The organism is Hylemonella sp. GW821-FHT12C09, assembly GCF_058807395.1.
Genome location: NZ_JBXAQQ010000002.1, coordinates 326,625 through 341,425, shown reverse-complemented (window position 1 = coordinate 341,425; position 14,801 = coordinate 326,625). Strand labels below are relative to the sequence as shown.

The following is a 14,801-nucleotide window of genomic DNA, read 5'->3' as shown; positions in this document are numbered from 1 at the left end:
AGCTCTTCGTTTCGCTGCCCACGGCCTTGGCGATGGAAAGCGTGCTGATCGGCCTGCGCATGGCCCTCTACGTCAAGTCCAGGCGGCCCGGGCTTGATCTCCCACGCCTGTGCGTGGTTAATTGCGGCGGGCCGCCCGGTGGACTAAGCTGCATTGCATGGAGTCTGCCCACACCCCGGCCGCCCCGCCAGTTCACCCGCGCCGCTGCAGGCCAGGCCCTGGGCTGGCCCTGGTGGCGGGCCTGCTGTGGTCGGCTGCTGCGTGGTGCGAGGAAAAGGACTGGAGCCTTGGTTTCTACGGCGGCCAGTATTACGACTCCGAGCCCGCCGGTTTCTCGCAGGGCCGGGCCAACTACCTCAACCAATACATCGTGGCCCTGACCGCCAGCAAGACGCTGTGGCGCGCCCAGGCGTGGCCCCTGTCGCTGGAAGTGGATGGCATGGTCGGCCACCAGTTCGGCACCGCCACTCTGCAGGAATTCGCCGTCGCGCCCGTTCTGCGCTGGAGCGGTTTCCCCTGGAGCCGGGCGCTGCCCACCAGCATCCGCGCCGGTCCCCTGGGGTATTCCTACACCACCATCGTGAGCCCGCTGGAGCGCAGCGAAAAAGGCGAGGGCAGCCGCCACCTGAACTTCCTGATGCTGGAGCTGACCTTTTCCTCGCCCCGGGCACGCGAGCACGAGGTCTTCCTGCGCCTGCACCACCGCTGCACCATCTACGACCTGCTCAACAACTACGGCGCCAACGGGCAGGATTTCTTCGCCATCGGTTACCGGCGCTTCTTCTGAGGCCGGCCTGGGTGGCGTGCGACGCTCAGCCCAGCAGGCGGGTGTCACCTGCACGCTGAGCGGTGCTGAATTCGGCGCCCTGGCCCAGCTTGAACACCGCCACGCCCTGCACCAGTTCCTGCGCCTGCGAGTTCAGGCTGCTGGCAGCGGCGGCCATTTCCTCCACCAGCGCCGCGTTCTGCTGCGTGGCCTGGTCCATCTGCGTCACGGCTTCGCCGACCTGGGCCACGCCCTGGCTCTGCTCGGTGCTGGCCGCGCTGATCTCGCCCATGATGTCGGTCACCCGGCGGATGCTGGCCACCACCTCGTTCATGGTGGCGCCGGCCTGGTCCACCTGGGCCGTGCCCTGTTCCACCCGGCTCACGCTGTCGGTGATCAGCTGCTTGATCTCCTTGGCCGCCTCGGCGCTGCGCCCGGCCAGGGTGCGCACTTCGCTGGCCACCACGGCAAAACCGCGGCCCTGTTCGCCGGCGCGCGCGGCTTCCACGGCCGCGTTCAGCGCCAGGATGTTGGTCTGGAAGGCGATACCGTCGATCACGCTGATGATGTCGGCGATCTTGCGGGAGCTGTCGCTGATGCCCTTCATGGTGTCGACCGCCTGGGACACCACCTGCCCGCCTTGCGTGGCCACACCCGAGGCGCTTTGCGCCAGCTGGTTGGCCTGGCGGGCGTTGTCGGCGTTCTGTTTCACGGTGGAACTCAGCTCCTCCATGGACGCGGCCGTCTCTTCGAGCGCGCTGGCCTGGCTCTCGGTGCGCGCGCTCAGGTCCTGGTTGCCCTGGGCAATCTCGGTGCTGGCCGAGGCCACGGATTCCGAGCCCCGGCGGACCTGGGCGACCACGGTGGACAGGCTCTGCTGCATCTGCTGCAGGGCCAGCGTCAGCTCGCTCGCTTCGTCACGGCCGGCGCTGGTGATGGGCTGCGACAGGTCTCCGGAGGCGATGACACGTGCGCTGTCGACGGCCTCGCGGATGGGTGTCACGATGGAGCGGGTCAGCAGTGTGGCAAACAGCAGGCTCAGGACCACGGCGATCACGCCGCCGCTGATCATCAGCATCCGGGCTTGGGCCGCGGCGGCTTCCGCGCGCGCCAACGAGGCCTCGTAGAGCAGCTTCTGCCGCTCTTCGAGCTTGAGGACCTTGCTGCTGAACGCGTCCGCCAGGGGCTTGAGGTCCTTGTCCAGTGACGCTGCGACGTCCTCACCCGCCATGCGCCGCTTGACGATGGCCTCGCGCGGCCCGCGGTAGGCGACCCGCGCCGCATCGACTTCCTGCAGGATGGCCTTGCCTTCTTCGGAGTCGATCAGCTCCACCAGGCGCTTGCGCGAAGGGTTGAAGGCCTCCGAGGTCTTGTCCATCTCCTTCTGCCACCAGTCGATGTGCTTGGGATCGCCGTCGAACATGGCGGCCTGCGTGCGCACCCAGTTCAGGTCGATGATCTGCCGCCAGCCCACGGCCAGCTGCAGCTTTTCGTTGTCGGTGGTCGCCAGCTGCCGCGTGGTCTTGGCGATGTCGTTCAGGCGGGACACGCCGATCGCGATGCTGCTGACCAGAAAGACCAGGATGACGGCGAAGGCGATGGCCAGTCTGCTGCCGATCCGGAAGTTGCGCAAGGTGTTCATGATGCTGTCGTCCTGTTGTGAGATGTTTTTCGACCCTCTTCATTCTCCGTGCTGCCACGCAAAGGCGCACGCGAATCCAGGCGAATCCAGGCAAATCTGAGCAAAACTTGCGCAAACGGCAGTCCGTCCGGGTCGGCCAGCCGGTCCGGCGGCGCTGGGGCCATCGGCGCGCGAGCCGCGGGCCGTTCTAGGCTCTGGCCTTCTTCTTCAGTTCGAAGTGGCCTCGCGCCACCGTCAGACCGTTGACCAGGAGCTCTACCGCGTGCCGCCCCGGGTAGTGCACGCGGGTGGTGAAGTCGGTGATGGTCTGCGGCTTCTCCAGCACCTCGGCACCGCCAGCCAGATCCAGCGTGCGCAGCTTGAAGACCTTGCGGCTGCTCGCGCCGTTTTTCTTCACGTAGTGGATGGCGTAGTCCACCACCAGCCTTTGCGGCTGGTCTGTCGTGGAGCGCAGCCTGGCGCTCAGCTGCAGCGTCTGCCCCAGCCGCAAGGCGGCCGGTCTCACCTCGAAGGTGCCCAGAGCCACCTTCGCGCCCAGCGTGGCTCCCACGAGCTGCAGCGCGCGCGGGTGGCCGGCCTTGATGAGGTTGCGCAGTGCGTGTTTGCTGATCCACCGGGTCTCGGCTGGCTGCGTGGGCCAGCTCTCCAGCAGCTCCAGCACCCACGCCGGGTGGTCCTTGGCGATGTCGTTGAGGTGGTTGGCCACCGAGCGGCGCACGTACTCGCTGGGGTCCGCCCGCAGCTTCTCCAGGATGGGCCGTGTGCGCTGCGGTTCGGCCGCCAGCAGCGGCAGGCGCCGTGCCCAGGGCAGGCGCGGGCGCGTGCCTTCGCTGGCCAGGCGGCGCACGTGTTCGTTGTCGTCCTCGGCCCAGCGCAGGGCCTGGGCCAGCACGGCCTCGGGGTCCCGCGCGATGAAGGGGCGCAGGGCGAACTCGGCGCTGCTGTAGGGCGTGAGCTCGCGCAGCGCCTGCAAGGACAGATCAAAGTGGTCCAGGCCGTGCCGGCCCACGAACTCGGGCAGCACCATGTCGGCAAACCCGCCGGGTAGCAGTGGCGCCATCCTGCGCACCACCTTCAGCGCCTTGGGGTAGTCGTCCGGCAGGTGCGCGTGCAGGCTGTCCGCCGCGCGGCTCATGCGCTGCATGATGGACAAGTCTTCCAGTCCCTTGCGCGCCATGGCCAGATAGGCCCGCTCGTCAAAGCCCGGGTGCGCCTGTGCCGCCGCGCGGCCGATGCGCGCCAGGGCCTGGGCGTTCAGCAGGTCCTTGAGCAGGGGGGCAGACTCCTTGTCTTCGGCCATCGGGGTGCTCAGGCGGCGCCGGCCTGGCCCGCGCGTACCGCCATGTGGGTGCAGGCCAGGCGTGTCAGGTCCATGGGCAGGCCGGCGCGCTGGCCGCGCCGCGCCATGTCGCCCAGGATGTGCTCGTGCTCGGTGCGCTGCCCGCCCTGCAGGTCACGCAGCATCGAAGCGGTGAAGGCCGAGCCTTTTTGCGTCAGCATGGCCAGCGCCTTGTCCTGCTCTCCGGCGCTGATGGCGTGGCCCTCGGCCTGTGCCGCGGCACAGCACTCGGCGTACATCTGGCGCGTGAGCGCCTCGCCGTCGGGTGTGGCCAGGATCTCGCCCACGCTGCCCTGGCACACCGTGGTCATGCCCGCCAGCGTGGCCAGGAAGACCCACTTGTTCCAGAGCACCTGCTCGATGTCCTCGCTGTAGGCGCTGTCGAAGGCGGCCCGGCCGCACAGCGTGATGAAGTCGCGCGCCAGGGCCGCGTGCGCGGCGTCGCGCGGCCCGGCCGTCAGGCGGTGCAGCTCGCTGAGCTGCTTCACGGCGCCCGTGGGCGTGAGGGTGGCGGCGATGTGCGCCACCCCGCCCAGCACCCGCGCGCGGCCGTAGCGTGCGTCGAGCACACGCAGGTGGTCCAGGCCGTTGAGCAGGGGCAGCAGCACGCCGCGGCTGTCGGCACCCGCCAGCGAGGCCAGTGCATCGTCCAGGTCGTAGGCCTTGGGCGCCAGCACGATCAGGTCGTACTCGGGCTTTACCGTGTCCGCCGTTACCGTGCGCGGCTGCACGCTGAAGTTGCCCCTGGGCGTCTCGATCTGCAGGCCCGTGCCGGCGATCAGCTGCTGGCGCTTCTCGCGCACCAGGAAACTCACGTCCGCGCCGGCCTCGATGAGCCGCGCACCGAAATAGCCGCCGATGCCGCCGGCCCCCAGCATGAGTATCTTCATGATCCCTTCTTTCCGTCTGTTCAGAGCGCGCAGGCGTACTCGCCGCGCGCCGGGTAGTCCTTGGCGATCGCGAAATCGATCGCCGCCAGCAGCTCGTCGAAATGCGGGCGGGCGAACGGCATGGTCTGCACTGCGCCGTAGTACAGCGTACCGTCCGGGCGCACGATGAACACCCCCGGCTCGCTGAAGAGTGCCGGCTCCTCGATGCCGATGGAGGTCTTGCCGCGCGAACTGCTGATGTACAGACCCCATTGGCGTGCCACGGCCAGCGGCAGATCGTAGCCCATGCGCAGCGCCGGCGCGGCAAGCTTGTCGGCCATGGCCTGCGCGCGCTCACGCCCGTCGCTGGAGAAGGCCAGCACGCCCACGCCGCGCTGCTCGAACTCCGGCTGCAGGCGCGCCAGTTCCAGCAGGTACTTGTGGCAGATCGGGCAGTGCAGCCCGCGGTAGGCCACCAGCAGGCTGAAGCGCGGCGCTGGCTCGCGGGCGAGTTCGTAGGGGCCGTGGGCCAGCGTGGGCAGGGCCAAGGAGGGGACGGGCAGGCGGGGCATCAGCATGGTGGCTCCTGGTGTTCAATCGGATGGTCGGGATCGTAGCCCGGCTCCCGGGATGTTTGGTGACTTGAAAGCCTGTTCGGTTTACCATTCGTCCCGAACACCCACCCCCCGGCATGGACCGCCTCACCGATTTCCTCCAGCGTTTCGACCTGCACGCCCGTGTGCTGCACAACGGCGTGCTCACGCGTGCGCTGCACGTGGAGGCCTCCGAAGGCGCGGGCCGCCTGCACCTGCTGCGCAGCGGCAGCGTGCAACTCGCCGGGCCGGGGCGGCGCTCGTGCACCGTGGACGAGCCCAGTATCCTTTTCCTGGCGCGGCCCGCGCGGCACGAGCTGCGCGCACTGGAAGGCGCCGCCCGCCCCGACCTGCTGAGCGCCGTGGTGGATTTCGGCGCCGGCGACGAAAACCCCCTGCTGCAGGGGCTGGACCTGCCGCTGCGCCTGTCGCTGCGAGACATCCCCGACATGCAGGCCATCTTCAGCGTGCTGCTCGAAGAAGCCGCCGGGCGGCGCTGCGGCCATGCCGCCGTGCTGGACCGGCTGGTCGAGGTGCTGGTCGTCAAGCTGCTGCGCCTGGCCATCGAACGCAAGCTCATGGACCACGGCGTCATGGCCGGCCTGTCCGACCCGCGCCTGGCGCGCGCGCTCACCGCCGTGCACGCCGCGCCGCAGGGGGTATGGACGCTGGAGCGCATGGCCGCGCGCGCGGGCATGTCGCGGTCGCGGTTCGCCGAGCATTTCAGCGCCGTCATGGGTGTGCCCGCCGCGGAATACCTCAAGCGCTGGCGCGTGGGCCTGGCCAAGCGCATGCTGCGCGATGGGCGCGCCGTCAAGCAGGTGGCGCTGGAGGTAGGCTACGGCAGTTCCGCCAGCTTCGGCCGCGCCTTTGGCCAGATCGAGGGCGCCACGCCCACCGCCTGGCTGCAGGGCGTACGCGAGGGCGGCTGATCGCCCGCATCCGCGGCATGGGCGTGGATGCCGACATCGTCTGCGTCGGCAACGTCACCGGCGCCGGGTTGGAGCAGGTCCTTGAGCAGGGGGCGGGTTCCTAGTCGTGCGGCATCACTGGCAGCCGTTGTGCAGCTTCCACTTTTCCTCGTGCCCGATCTTCCTGGCGAATTCGGGGACGCGGCAGCGCTCCTCTTCGGCAGCACTTCGTGGCTGCGCCGGTGCGCCATCGGCAGCCGCAGAGGGCACCGCAGGGGTCTGCGGCATCAGGGTCGCAGCGATCGACAGGCCCACCAGGAAGACGGCCACGGCGGCGTATTGCGCGCCGGAGACCCGCTGGATCGGCTGGCGGTCCTTGACGTCACACACGCCCCCCGGACACAGCTGGGCCCGTTCCCTGTTGAAAAGGTTGTAGACCTTGCAGCCGATGCAGATGCCGAAAGCCGTTTCAAAGAAGAGCAACAACAGGCACAGGGCGCAGACCAGGATATTGATCGGCCCCCTCACGTTGTTGAACACCACCAGGTAGAGCATCAGCGTGGCCAGAGCCAGGCCGATGGCCCAGGCAAAACGCTTCTGCGGTGCGCCCACGTATTCGGGAATCTGGTTGCGCACGGCCAGACGCCCCAGCACCAGGCTGGGCGAGTAGCGCGGATGGACCAGTACGCGGATGAAGAAGTCCGCAAAGAACCCGACCACCACCAGCTGGGTGGGTGCGAAATCGCCGCTCAGCCAGGCGTTCATGAAGGCGATCAGCGCCAGGAAGAACAGGATGCCGGCCCCGGCCCGGGCTTCGCGCTCGTTGATGACGCGGACCGGGTAGTCCGGGTGGTGTTCGCCGAATTGGAAAAGGGTTGCCATGGGCAAATTATGCGGCGCCCACTTGTCCGCGAGGGTAAGGGTCGCTCAGCCCCCGCTGTACACCAGCCCCGAGGCCACGCCGCCAAACAGGTCACCCTCGACCAGCGGCACGCCGGCAAACTCCGCCTGCAGCGCGCGCTGGAACGGCCGCAGGGCCGAGGAGCCGCCGGTGAGGTAGATGGCATCCAGTGCCCCGTCGGCCACGCCGGCCTTGCGCACGCACTCGCGCGCACAGGCCACGGTGTTGGCCAGCAGGGTGTGCAGGTGCTCCTGCATGCCGGCCACCGTCATGGCTGCGGCCAGGCCGGCTTCGATATCGCTGAAGTCCATGGCCGCATCGGCGTCCGTCTGCGAGCAGCGGATCTTGGCCTGCTCCACCTCGTGGGCAATGCGGTGACCGTGGCGCGCCTGCAGCACACGCATCAGGCGCTGGTGCAGGCGGATGTCGGCGTAGTTGGTCCACAGGGCCTGCGCCTGCGCCAGCGCGCGCGGCTGGTAGAGCCAATGGATCAGATGCCAGGTGGAGAGGTCGAAGAAGATGCGGCTGGGCACCTCGCGTCCCTCGGGGCCGATGTGGCGGTAACCCAGCAGGGGCATCACCTGTTCCAGGCTGAGCTTGTGGTCGAAGTCCGTGCCGCCGATGTGCACGCCCGTGGTGGCCAGCACATCATCGGCGCGGTCGGTCTTCTTGATGCGGTCCGGCCCCAGCCGCACCACGGTGAAGTCCGAGGTGCCGCCGCCCAGGTCCACCACCAGCACCGTGCTCTCCTTGTCCAGGCGGCGCTCGTAGTCCAGCGCCGCGGCCATCGGCTCCAGCTGGAATGTCACGTCCGTGAAACCCACCGCTTGCGCGGCCTGCAGCAAAGACTGCTGGGCCAGCGCGTCGCGCTCGGCGTCGTCGTCCACGAAATGCACGGGCCGGCCCATCACCACGCGCAGGGGCGCCGCACCCAGCGCCAGGGTGGCGCGATCGCGCAGCGTGGCCAGGAAGGTGGCGATGATGTCCTGGAAGCTCACCTGCCGGTTGTTCACCACCGTGGTCTCCAGCAGCAGCGGGCTGCCCAGCAGGCTCTTGAGCGAGCGCATCAGCCGTCCCTCGGTGCCTTCCAGGTACAAACCCACCGCGTCGCGCCCGAAGTGGGTGCTCAGGTCTTCGTGGTTGTAGAACACCGCCGTGGGCATGGCCGTGGCCTGGCCTTCCAGCGGGATCAGGCGCGCCGTGCCGCCGGGCGCGGCCCAGGCCATGGCGGAGTTGGAGGTGCCGAAGTCGATGCCGAGGGTGCCGGGGAGGGGACGGATCATGTATGGGAGCAGAGAGGGACGGGCGCATGGCGCGCCAGGGACGGGGGATTTTGCCACCAAGGCGCGTGTGGCCTCAGTCCGTTGCCGCAATCACCACGCCGGATTCGTCCACCGCCGCCATGGCGGCCTGACCTGCCTTCAGGGCATGGCCGGCCTCGGCAAAGCCCACCAGCTGCAGACTGCTGGTCAGGCGCAGGCTCACCTCGCAGCCGGCAGCTGAGCGGGAGCTGCGCGTTACCGTTCCGGCCAGCACATTGCGCGTAGGGCCGGGCGCGATGCGTGCCGCCACCTGCACTGCCGTGGCCTTGCACAGGGCCAGAACAGGCAGGCCGGGCTTCAGCCCCAGCAACTGCACGCTTTCGCGCGTGATGCGGGCGTGCAGGGAGCTGCCGTCACCCAGCAGCAGCTGAACACGCACCTGGCCCTGCTGGGGCCGGATCGTGCCCACCGTACAGGGGAACTGGTTGCGCATGCTGGTGCGCAGCGCCAGCGCCGCGCGGCCCGTTGCGGCCTTGGCGTCGCCTCGCGCCAGGCCGGACAGCACCTGCTGCCGTGCGCGTGCCAGCGCTTCGGCGGCCTGCAGCACCCGCGCCCCCGCCGCCGTGAGCGCCGCGCCACCGCCACCGCTGCCGCCCACGGCCTTGTCCACCAGTGGGGTGCCGGCCAGATTGCCCAGCGTCTCCAGCGCCTGCCAGGCGGCCTTGTAGCTCACGCCCGCGCCGCGTGCGGCTTCCGAGATGGAGCCGGCCTGCCCGATGCGGCGCAGGATGTCGATGCGCTTGTCGCTGGCCCCGGAGCCCAGCACCGCGGCCAGGGGCAGTGTTTTCTTGCTCATGGGCGCATGGTAGCAGCAGCTTATGCATCGTTATTCATAAAAATAATAGCGAGAGCTTGGGCGTGTTAAAGTTTCGCTATTCAAAGTTTGAATAGCGAGATTCTGCATGCAACGCCCCCTGATCTTCCTGGCCCTGCTGGCCTGCGCGCTCGGCGCGCGCGCCGAGGAGGTGTTTGTTGCCGTGGCGGCCAACTTCATCCAGCCGATGGAGAAGATCGCCGCCGCCTTCGAGCACGCCAGCGGCCACAAGACCAAGCTGGCCTTCGGCTCCACCGGTTCCTTTTATGCCCAGATTCGCAGCGGCGCGCCCTACCAGGTGCTGCTGGCCGCGGACGACAAGACCCCGCAGCGGCTGGAGCAGGAAGGGCAGGGTGTGGCCGGCACCCGTTACACCTATGCCGTCGGCCGGCTCGTGCTCTGGAGCCGGCAGCCCGGCCTGGTGGACGCGCAGGGCCAGGTGCTGGCGGGCGGCCGCTTCGACAAGCTGGCCCTGGCCCACCCGGAGCTGGCCCCCTATGGCGCCGCGGCCGTGCAGACGCTGGGCCAGCTCGGGCTGCTGGAGCAGCTGCGCCCGCGTTTCGTGCGCGGCGAAAGCATCGGCCAGGCCTACCAGTTCGTCGCCACCGGCAATGCCGCGCTGGGTTTCGTGGCGATGTCGCAGGTCTATGCGGACGGCAGGCTGCGGGAAGGTTCGGCTTGGGTGGTACCGGAAAACATGCACACACCCCTGCGGCAGGACGCCATCCTGCTCAAGCGCGGCGAAGACAGCCCGGCGGCCGCTGCACTGCTGCAGTACCTGCGAGGCGCCAAGGCCCGCGCCATCATCCAGTCGTACGGCTACAGCTTCTAGCTTCTAGCTGCCCGGGCCGCTTTCCTGCGGCCCCAGGAAAAACGCCATGGCCCGCTCCACCACCCAGGGCACGATGACGTGGTCGCCATCGAAGGGCAGCAGGGTCAGGTCGGTGCCGTCGGCCAGCAGGCGCTGCGCATGGGGCAGCGCGCTGGTCTCGAAGGGCAGCTGCGTGTCGGCGCGTCCATGCGCCAGGAACACCCGCGGCGTGCCGTGGCGGGTGAAGGTGTTCATGAACCCCGCCGAGAGCGCGATCACGTGGCTCACCGCATCACCGTTGGTCAGCCCCACCGACAACGCATAACTGCCGCCGTCTGAAAACCCCGCGAAAGCCAGGTGCCCCGTATCGATGGGAAAGTGCGCCGCCACCTGCTGCAGGGCGGTCTGCAGGCGCTCCAGGTCCGGCCCGTGGCCGCCGATCACGATGTCCCAGGTGGGGAACATCGACTGCGGCACCAGCAGCAGGAAGCGCCGGGCCCGCGCATGGCGCACCAGGTGGGGCAGCACCCGGTTGGCCTCGCCGCCCGCGCCGTGGAACATCACCAGCAGGGGCACGGGCTGCCCGGCCTCCAATCCTTCGGGCACGACCAGCACCGCCTCGCGGCCTTCGGGGAAGGTCAGGGCATGGCGGCCCGGGGGCAGGGGCGCTTCGCTGGGGGCCGCGTCGAGCCGCAGTGTCATGCGCCCGGCCAGGGCCCCGCTCATCAGGCTGGGGTCGATCATGGGAACATTCTAGGAGTGCCGTCCGTGGGTGCCGCCGTGCACCGGGTGGGCCTCCCCAAACCCATGCGCTTTCGTGCGATACCCCACCGCTGCTACCATCGCCACCTTGAACCACACCTCCGTCTTCACCGTGCCTGCCACCTTCACTTCCCAATACACGAGCGCCCTCAGCCGCCCGTTCGGGGAGCGGTGCGCCGCCCTGTGCCGGACCTGGCCCCGCAAGCCGGTCGCACATTCCCCCGCCCGGCGATAACCCTTCTTTCCTTTTCTGCGCAAACCATCCATCGCCGGGCCCCCGCCCCGCGCGATCGCGGCCGCCTGCAAGAACTGCGGGCCGGTCGCAACTGATGGAGATGTTTCATGTATTCCAATCCCGGCCTTGAGCGCCAGCTGACCGAACTCGACTTCGCCCGCCTGTCCAGGCTCTACGGCCGACCCCTGCCCGTAGCGCTGGGCGCGGCCCACCTGGTGCCCTCGCGCGAGGTCGCGCCCGACGTCGTCACCATGTATTCCCAGGTGGTCCTGGCCTTCAGCGACTCCGGCCAGCGCCAAACGCTGACGCTTTGTTACCCCCGGGACGTGGAGCCCGCGCTGGGCCTGGTCTCGGTGCTCTCGCCCATAGGCGCGGCCCTGCTGGGCCTGCGCGTGGGCGACATGGCCCACTGGCGTTTGCCGCATGGGGTAGAGCGCTGCGCCGAAGTGGCGGCCATCCTCTTCCAGCCCGAGGCCTCGGGCGACTACACCACCTGAGCCGGGACGGCTCAGCGGCGGATGCTGCGCAGCAAGACCACCACGGCCGCGATCACCAGCAGCAGGTGGACGAAGCCGCCCCTGGTGTTCCTCGGGGGGGCTGTCGAGGGGGCCGAACTCAAACCTCGGGCGCGGGCGTGGCGTCCAGCGAGTCCAGTTCCTAAGTGCAGACCCTGTTGTCTCCTATGAATGTGTAGGTTCCAGGGCAGCAAATAATCCTCCCGGTGCCCCATTCGCGGCCTGTCGGTTGCCCATCCGGACAACGCGATATGCGGACTTTCCCGTCCGACGTATGGCCGTTGCAGAACCAGCCGTCAGGGGCGCAAAAGTTGTCACACAAGGCGGAATTGGGTGGGCAGCTGCATTGATTGTTTTTGCAGCCTGAGGCAACCGTGGTGATCACTGCGCCAGTGCCGATGCTTACCCAGGTCGTTGCCGGTTGGCAGACATCTCCACAGGTTCTGCAGTTGTCGTTCGTGCCAAGCCGCGTGCAAACGCCGTTGCAGCATGCTTCGCCGCTCGCGCACCGCTTGCCGCAGCTCCCGCAGTTCTGGATGGTGTTGAGCGAAATACAAGTCGTGCCGTTGCAGCAGCTCGATACATGACTGGTGCAACACACTCCCTTGCAGCATTCTCCAGAAGGGCAAACCTTTCCACATTCGCCGCAATCCAGGACATAGTTCAAGTCCGAGCAATACGCACGAGGATGCAAAGGCACGCCGTCGACATCTGTGAGATCCCGGGGGCAGCATGTCTGTCCTATGGCGGAGCAATTGTTGAAGCATCGCCCGCAATTTGGGTCTTCATTGGTGGACACGCACTGCCCAAGGCAGCATTCCTCCTGGGGCCCGCACTCGATTCCGCAGGCCCCGCAATGCTTCCGATCGACCTGGAAGTTGACGCACTCATCACCGCAGAGATCCAGGCCGTCAATGCAGGTGCATTTGCAGGTTCTCGTGTCTTGCAAGCGGAATCCGGGCTTGCATTCAGGGCACTTGCACAGGCAGTCTTTGCCTTGAACCATGGGCGGTCTGCAGCTGCGTGCGCAGTCGCATTGGCATGTGCTGCGGTTCCTGATTTGCGCCAGCGACAGGCAGGGGTCCACACAGCCGCCGTTGCAGGGCACCTTGCCGGTGGGGCAGCAATATTCAATCTGCGGCCTGGCCTCGTCCTGGGTGCAGCTGTAACCGTTGATGCAGCCATAGGTTCTCTGGCAGGCGAGGCCGGCTTCCTGCAGGGTGTACCGGCAGTCCGGCCATTGCCTGCGGCAGGCACTGCAGACCGCTGTGCGTGGGGCATCGGGATATTGCTCCCCCGGGCCGCAAGACGCGTTGCACATCGCCGCGCAACGGGCGTACTCGGCCTGGGCGGTGGTTAGGCAGTCTGCCAACAGGGCTGAGCTGCAGGTCTTGCCCACCGGCTCGAAAGGAAGCGGGCCACGAATGGGGCCCGGCGCCAAGGGCCTGGGAGGGCCCAGCGGCTGGCGCGGGTCGAAGGTTGCAGGGGGCAGGCCCGGGTTGAGGGGCTGCGGCGGAAGGCCCCTGGGCGACCGCGGCACAGTACCTGCGGGATCCTGGGCAAGGGCCTGCCTGCCCACCAGCGATCCGAGCGCGACACCCAGCAGCCCGTTACCGAGCACGCGCAGCGCTTCACGACGGGACTGGGCCTGTCCGATCTGCCGCGTCAGCTGGTCAAATGCTTCGCTCATGATCGGGCGCAGACCTCAGCGAATGCGTTGCGGCTCACGCCGCTTCCAGATAGCGCTGACCCGCGTGGGCCAGGGCAAAAACGGCGCTGGCGCCAACGGCGATGTGCGACGCGATCTTTCCATGCTCGTCCACCAGGATGGCCGAAGGCGTGCCGCTTGCGCCGTACAACGGCCCCACGCTGAAACCGGGGTCCAGCAGGATGTCCGAGCGCAGCCCCAGGTCGCGATTGGCCTGCACGGCGCCCGTGGAAATCAGCACCAGCTCCGGGGACAGCTCGTCACGGCTGCCTTCCCACCGCTGCAGACGATCCAGCATCTGCGCACAGTAGCCGCAGCCCGGGTTCCAGAAGAGCAGCAGTACTCTGCGGCCTATCTTCTCGCGCAGCTGTACCGCTTGGCCGGAGATGCCTTGCAACGTGAAATCCGGTGCCGGGTCGCCCACCTCTACCGGGTGGGGCCTTTCCGCCGGGGTAGGGGCCAGCGCAACGAGTTCCGTCAGCGGGGTGTCCCCGCTGGCCTTCCTGAAGAGGCGCTCCATCGGTTCCGCGCCAGACGCGGCGGGAAACTGGATCAGGCCATCGGCACCGATGAACACGGCGCTGGGCGTTCCATAGACCTCAAACCGGTCGGCCACCTCGTCCTTGGCCTGGAGCAGCACGTTTTTCAGGCCCAGCGCTTTGGCCTTTTCTTCATTCGCCGTGCGATCACCGCGGTTGACGAATGCGACCGTGACCTTGTGCGCCAACTCCTTTTGCCAACCGGCGATCGCGGGCATGAGCTGGTTGCAGGGGCCGCATTGCGGATCGGAGAACACCAGCATGACAGGCCGGCCCAGGCCCAGGAGCTCACCCAGGGACAGGGTGCCTTCTCCCAGCAGCCGGGGCAGCTCGAAGCCGGGTGCCTTGCTGCCCACCGGCAGGCCGGCGGGCGCCGCCGGTGGTGGGGGCGCCTGATGGCGCTCGGCATTGCCCGTGGCAAGCTGGTGTTCAAGCATCTCCAGCCGCAGCAGGAGCCTGCCTTGCTGCTGCATCAGGTTGAGGGCCAGCCAGCCACCCGCCACCAGGCCGGCCAGCAACGCCAGCCCCAGGGCGGCCGTGGTGGCTTGCAGAAACTCCACACGCGTGGTCGCATCGGTTATGTCGGCCATCGGGGCATCGGTGGTCAGCAGCAAGGCGGCCACTGCGGCCAGCACACCATTGCGCACCAGCGTGGACCGGCCCACAGGCTTCGCGCCCACCTGGCCGAAGCACCGGCAGGCTGGCTTCCTGCCCTGCAGCAGGTTCCAGCCGATGGCGCTCATGAAGAGCAGCAACAGCGCCAGCGCGGCAGCTGCGCCCCACGTCGCGGTAGAGGCCGGCCAAAGCGCCAGGGCTACCGTGATTTCTGCGAGCGGCAAGGCCAGTGCGCCCGGGCGCGAGAGCCATGCGGGAACCCCGAACTCCAGCAGGTTTCTGGCGGTGTCTTCGCGGTTGAATAGCTTCAGCACACCCGCCATCAGAAACACAGCCGACAGAACCAGCGTACCCAATAGATGTAAGAACACGATGCCCCCTTCTTCCTTGTTTTGATTCATTGTGTGACTGCCGGGTGCGCATGCCTATCCCTTGTTTATGGGAGGCCTGTTTGCGCTT

General features: G+C 68.1%; 15 protein-coding genes. 5 read left to right on the top strand and 10 right to left on the bottom strand.

All coding sequences use genetic code 11. The features are described 5' to 3' along the window. The first annotated feature begins 157 nt into the window (after positions 1–157). Positions 158–787 (top strand): hypothetical protein, encoded by a 630-nt coding sequence (locus AC1RRP_RS05430; RefSeq protein WP_493034011.1) that lies wholly within the window; start codon positions 158–160, stop codon positions 785–787. A gap of 25 nt (positions 788–812) precedes the next feature. On the opposite strand, the gene AC1RRP_RS05425 is transcribed toward AC1RRP_RS05430, so the two are convergent. The 4 genes from AC1RRP_RS05425 to AC1RRP_RS05410 all read right to left on the bottom strand — a co-directional run bounded on the left by AC1RRP_RS05425 (position 813) and on the right by AC1RRP_RS05410 (position 5,194). Continuing rightward, positions 813–2,408, bottom strand: coding sequence for a methyl-accepting chemotaxis protein (locus tag AC1RRP_RS05425; protein WP_493034008.1), 1,596 nt, complete (start codon positions 2,406–2,408; stop codon positions 813–815). 187 nt (positions 2,409–2,595) lie between these two features. Then, a complete protein-coding gene (locus AC1RRP_RS05420) occupies positions 2,596–3,708 on the bottom strand; it encodes a DNA alkylation repair protein (RefSeq protein ID WP_493034006.1) in 1,113 nt (370 codons plus the stop codon). Positions 3,709–3,716: 8 nt separating this feature from the next. After that, complete coding sequence (locus AC1RRP_RS05415) at positions 3,717–4,637, bottom strand: 2-dehydropantoate 2-reductase (protein WP_493034004.1); 921 nt, start codon at positions 4,635–4,637, stop codon at positions 3,717–3,719. A gap of 20 nt (positions 4,638–4,657) precedes the next feature. Beyond that, complete coding sequence (locus tag AC1RRP_RS05410) at positions 4,658–5,194, bottom strand: peroxiredoxin-like family protein (protein ID WP_493034002.1); 537 nt, start codon at positions 5,192–5,194, stop codon at positions 4,658–4,660. 113 nt (positions 5,195–5,307) lie between these two features. On the opposite strand from AC1RRP_RS05410, the gene AC1RRP_RS05405 reads away from it, so the two are divergent. After that, positions 5,308–6,141 (top strand): helix-turn-helix transcriptional regulator, encoded by an 834-nt coding sequence (locus AC1RRP_RS05405; RefSeq protein WP_493034000.1) that lies wholly within the window; start codon positions 5,308–5,310, stop codon positions 6,139–6,141. Between the two features lie 114 nt (positions 6,142–6,255). Here AC1RRP_RS05405 and AC1RRP_RS05400 read toward each other — a convergent pair whose 3' ends face one another. The 3 genes from AC1RRP_RS05400 to AC1RRP_RS05390 form a co-directional block, all read right to left on the bottom strand. Continuing rightward, a complete protein-coding gene (locus tag AC1RRP_RS05400) occupies positions 6,256–7,002 on the bottom strand; it encodes a DUF4395 domain-containing protein (RefSeq protein ID WP_493033999.1) in 747 nt (248 codons plus the stop codon). 45 nt (positions 7,003–7,047) lie between these two features. Continuing rightward, positions 7,048–8,304 (bottom strand): Hsp70 family protein, encoded by a 1,257-nt coding sequence (locus AC1RRP_RS05395; RefSeq protein WP_493033997.1) that lies wholly within the window; start codon positions 8,302–8,304, stop codon positions 7,048–7,050. Between the two features lie 73 nt (positions 8,305–8,377). Then, a complete protein-coding gene (locus AC1RRP_RS05390) occupies positions 8,378–9,139 on the bottom strand; it encodes a TOBE domain-containing protein (RefSeq protein ID WP_493033989.1) in 762 nt (253 codons plus the stop codon). Between the two features lie 106 nt (positions 9,140–9,245). Between AC1RRP_RS05390 and modA the strand changes: the two genes are divergently transcribed. Further along, entirely contained in the window at positions 9,246–9,989 is a 744-nt protein-coding gene (gene modA, locus AC1RRP_RS05385) for a molybdate ABC transporter substrate-binding protein (RefSeq protein WP_493033975.1), read from the top strand. A 3-nt stretch (positions 9,990–9,992) separates the two neighbouring features. On the opposite strand, the gene AC1RRP_RS05380 is transcribed toward modA, so the two are convergent. Continuing rightward, positions 9,993–10,712, bottom strand: a complete 720-nt coding sequence (locus tag AC1RRP_RS05380) for an alpha/beta hydrolase (protein ID WP_493033973.1) — start codon at positions 10,710–10,712, stop codon at positions 9,993–9,995. A gap of 360 nt (positions 10,713–11,072) precedes the next feature. Between AC1RRP_RS05380 and AC1RRP_RS05375 the strand changes: the two genes are divergently transcribed. Next, positions 11,073–11,462 carry a GreA/GreB family elongation factor gene (locus tag AC1RRP_RS05375; protein ID WP_493033972.1) on the top strand — a complete coding sequence of 130 codons (390 nt, stop codon included), beginning with the start codon at positions 11,073–11,075 and terminating at the stop codon, positions 11,460–11,462. 11 nt (positions 11,463–11,473) lie between these two features. Here AC1RRP_RS05375 and AC1RRP_RS05370 read toward each other — a convergent pair whose 3' ends face one another. Then, complete coding sequence (locus AC1RRP_RS05370) at positions 11,474–11,695, bottom strand: DUF5670 family protein (RefSeq protein WP_493033971.1); 222 nt, start codon at positions 11,693–11,695, stop codon at positions 11,474–11,476. A 159-nt stretch (positions 11,696–11,854) separates the two neighbouring features. On the opposite strand from AC1RRP_RS05370, the gene AC1RRP_RS05365 reads away from it, so the two are divergent. Further along, positions 11,855–12,067, top strand: coding sequence for a hypothetical protein (locus AC1RRP_RS05365; RefSeq protein WP_493033970.1), 213 nt, complete (start codon positions 11,855–11,857; stop codon positions 12,065–12,067). 1,137 nt (positions 12,068–13,204) lie between these two features. Here AC1RRP_RS05365 and AC1RRP_RS05360 read toward each other — a convergent pair. After that, complete coding sequence (locus AC1RRP_RS05360) at positions 13,205–14,743, bottom strand: redoxin domain-containing protein (RefSeq protein ID WP_493033969.1); 1,539 nt, start codon at positions 14,741–14,743, stop codon at positions 13,205–13,207. Positions 14,744–14,801 lie beyond the last annotated feature (58 nt).

Excerpts from the sequence above, each read along its gene's own strand:
- AC1RRP_RS05430 (WP_493034011.1), top strand. The coding sequence starts at position 158 with ATGGAGTCTGCCCACACCCCGGCCGCCCCGCCAGTTCACCCGCGCCGC.
- AC1RRP_RS05425 (WP_493034008.1), bottom strand. The coding sequence starts at position 2,408 with ATGAACACCTTGCGCAACTTCCGGATCGGCAGCAGACTGGCCATCGCC.
- AC1RRP_RS05420 (WP_493034006.1), bottom strand. The coding sequence starts at position 3,708 with ATGGCCGAAGACAAGGAGTCTGCCCCCCTGCTCAAGGACCTGCTGAAC.
- AC1RRP_RS05415 (WP_493034004.1), bottom strand. The coding sequence starts at position 4,637 with ATGAAGATACTCATGCTGGGGGCCGGCGGCATCGGCGGCTATTTCGGT.
- AC1RRP_RS05410 (WP_493034002.1), bottom strand. The coding sequence starts at position 5,194 with ATGCTGATGCCCCGCCTGCCCGTCCCCTCCTTGGCCCTGCCCACGCTG.
- AC1RRP_RS05405 (WP_493034000.1), top strand. The coding sequence starts at position 5,308 with ATGGACCGCCTCACCGATTTCCTCCAGCGTTTCGACCTGCACGCCCGT.
- AC1RRP_RS05400 (WP_493033999.1), bottom strand. The coding sequence starts at position 7,002 with ATGGCAACCCTTTTCCAATTCGGCGAACACCACCCGGACTACCCGGTC.
- AC1RRP_RS05395 (WP_493033997.1), bottom strand. The coding sequence starts at position 8,304 with ATGATCCGTCCCCTCCCCGGCACCCTCGGCATCGACTTCGGCACCTCC.
- AC1RRP_RS05390 (WP_493033989.1), bottom strand. The coding sequence starts at position 9,139 with ATGAGCAAGAAAACACTGCCCCTGGCCGCGGTGCTGGGCTCCGGGGCC.
- modA (WP_493033975.1), top strand. The coding sequence starts at position 9,246 with ATGCAACGCCCCCTGATCTTCCTGGCCCTGCTGGCCTGCGCGCTCGGC.
- AC1RRP_RS05380 (WP_493033973.1), bottom strand. The coding sequence starts at position 10,712 with ATGATCGACCCCAGCCTGATGAGCGGGGCCCTGGCCGGGCGCATGACA.
- AC1RRP_RS05375 (WP_493033972.1), top strand. The coding sequence starts at position 11,073 with ATGTATTCCAATCCCGGCCTTGAGCGCCAGCTGACCGAACTCGACTTC.
- AC1RRP_RS05370 (WP_493033971.1), bottom strand. The coding sequence starts at position 11,695 with ATGGGGCACCGGGAGGATTATTTGCTGCCCTGGAACCTACACATTCAT.
- AC1RRP_RS05360 (WP_493033969.1), bottom strand. The coding sequence starts at position 14,743 with ATGAATCAAAACAAGGAAGAAGGGGGCATCGTGTTCTTACATCTATTG.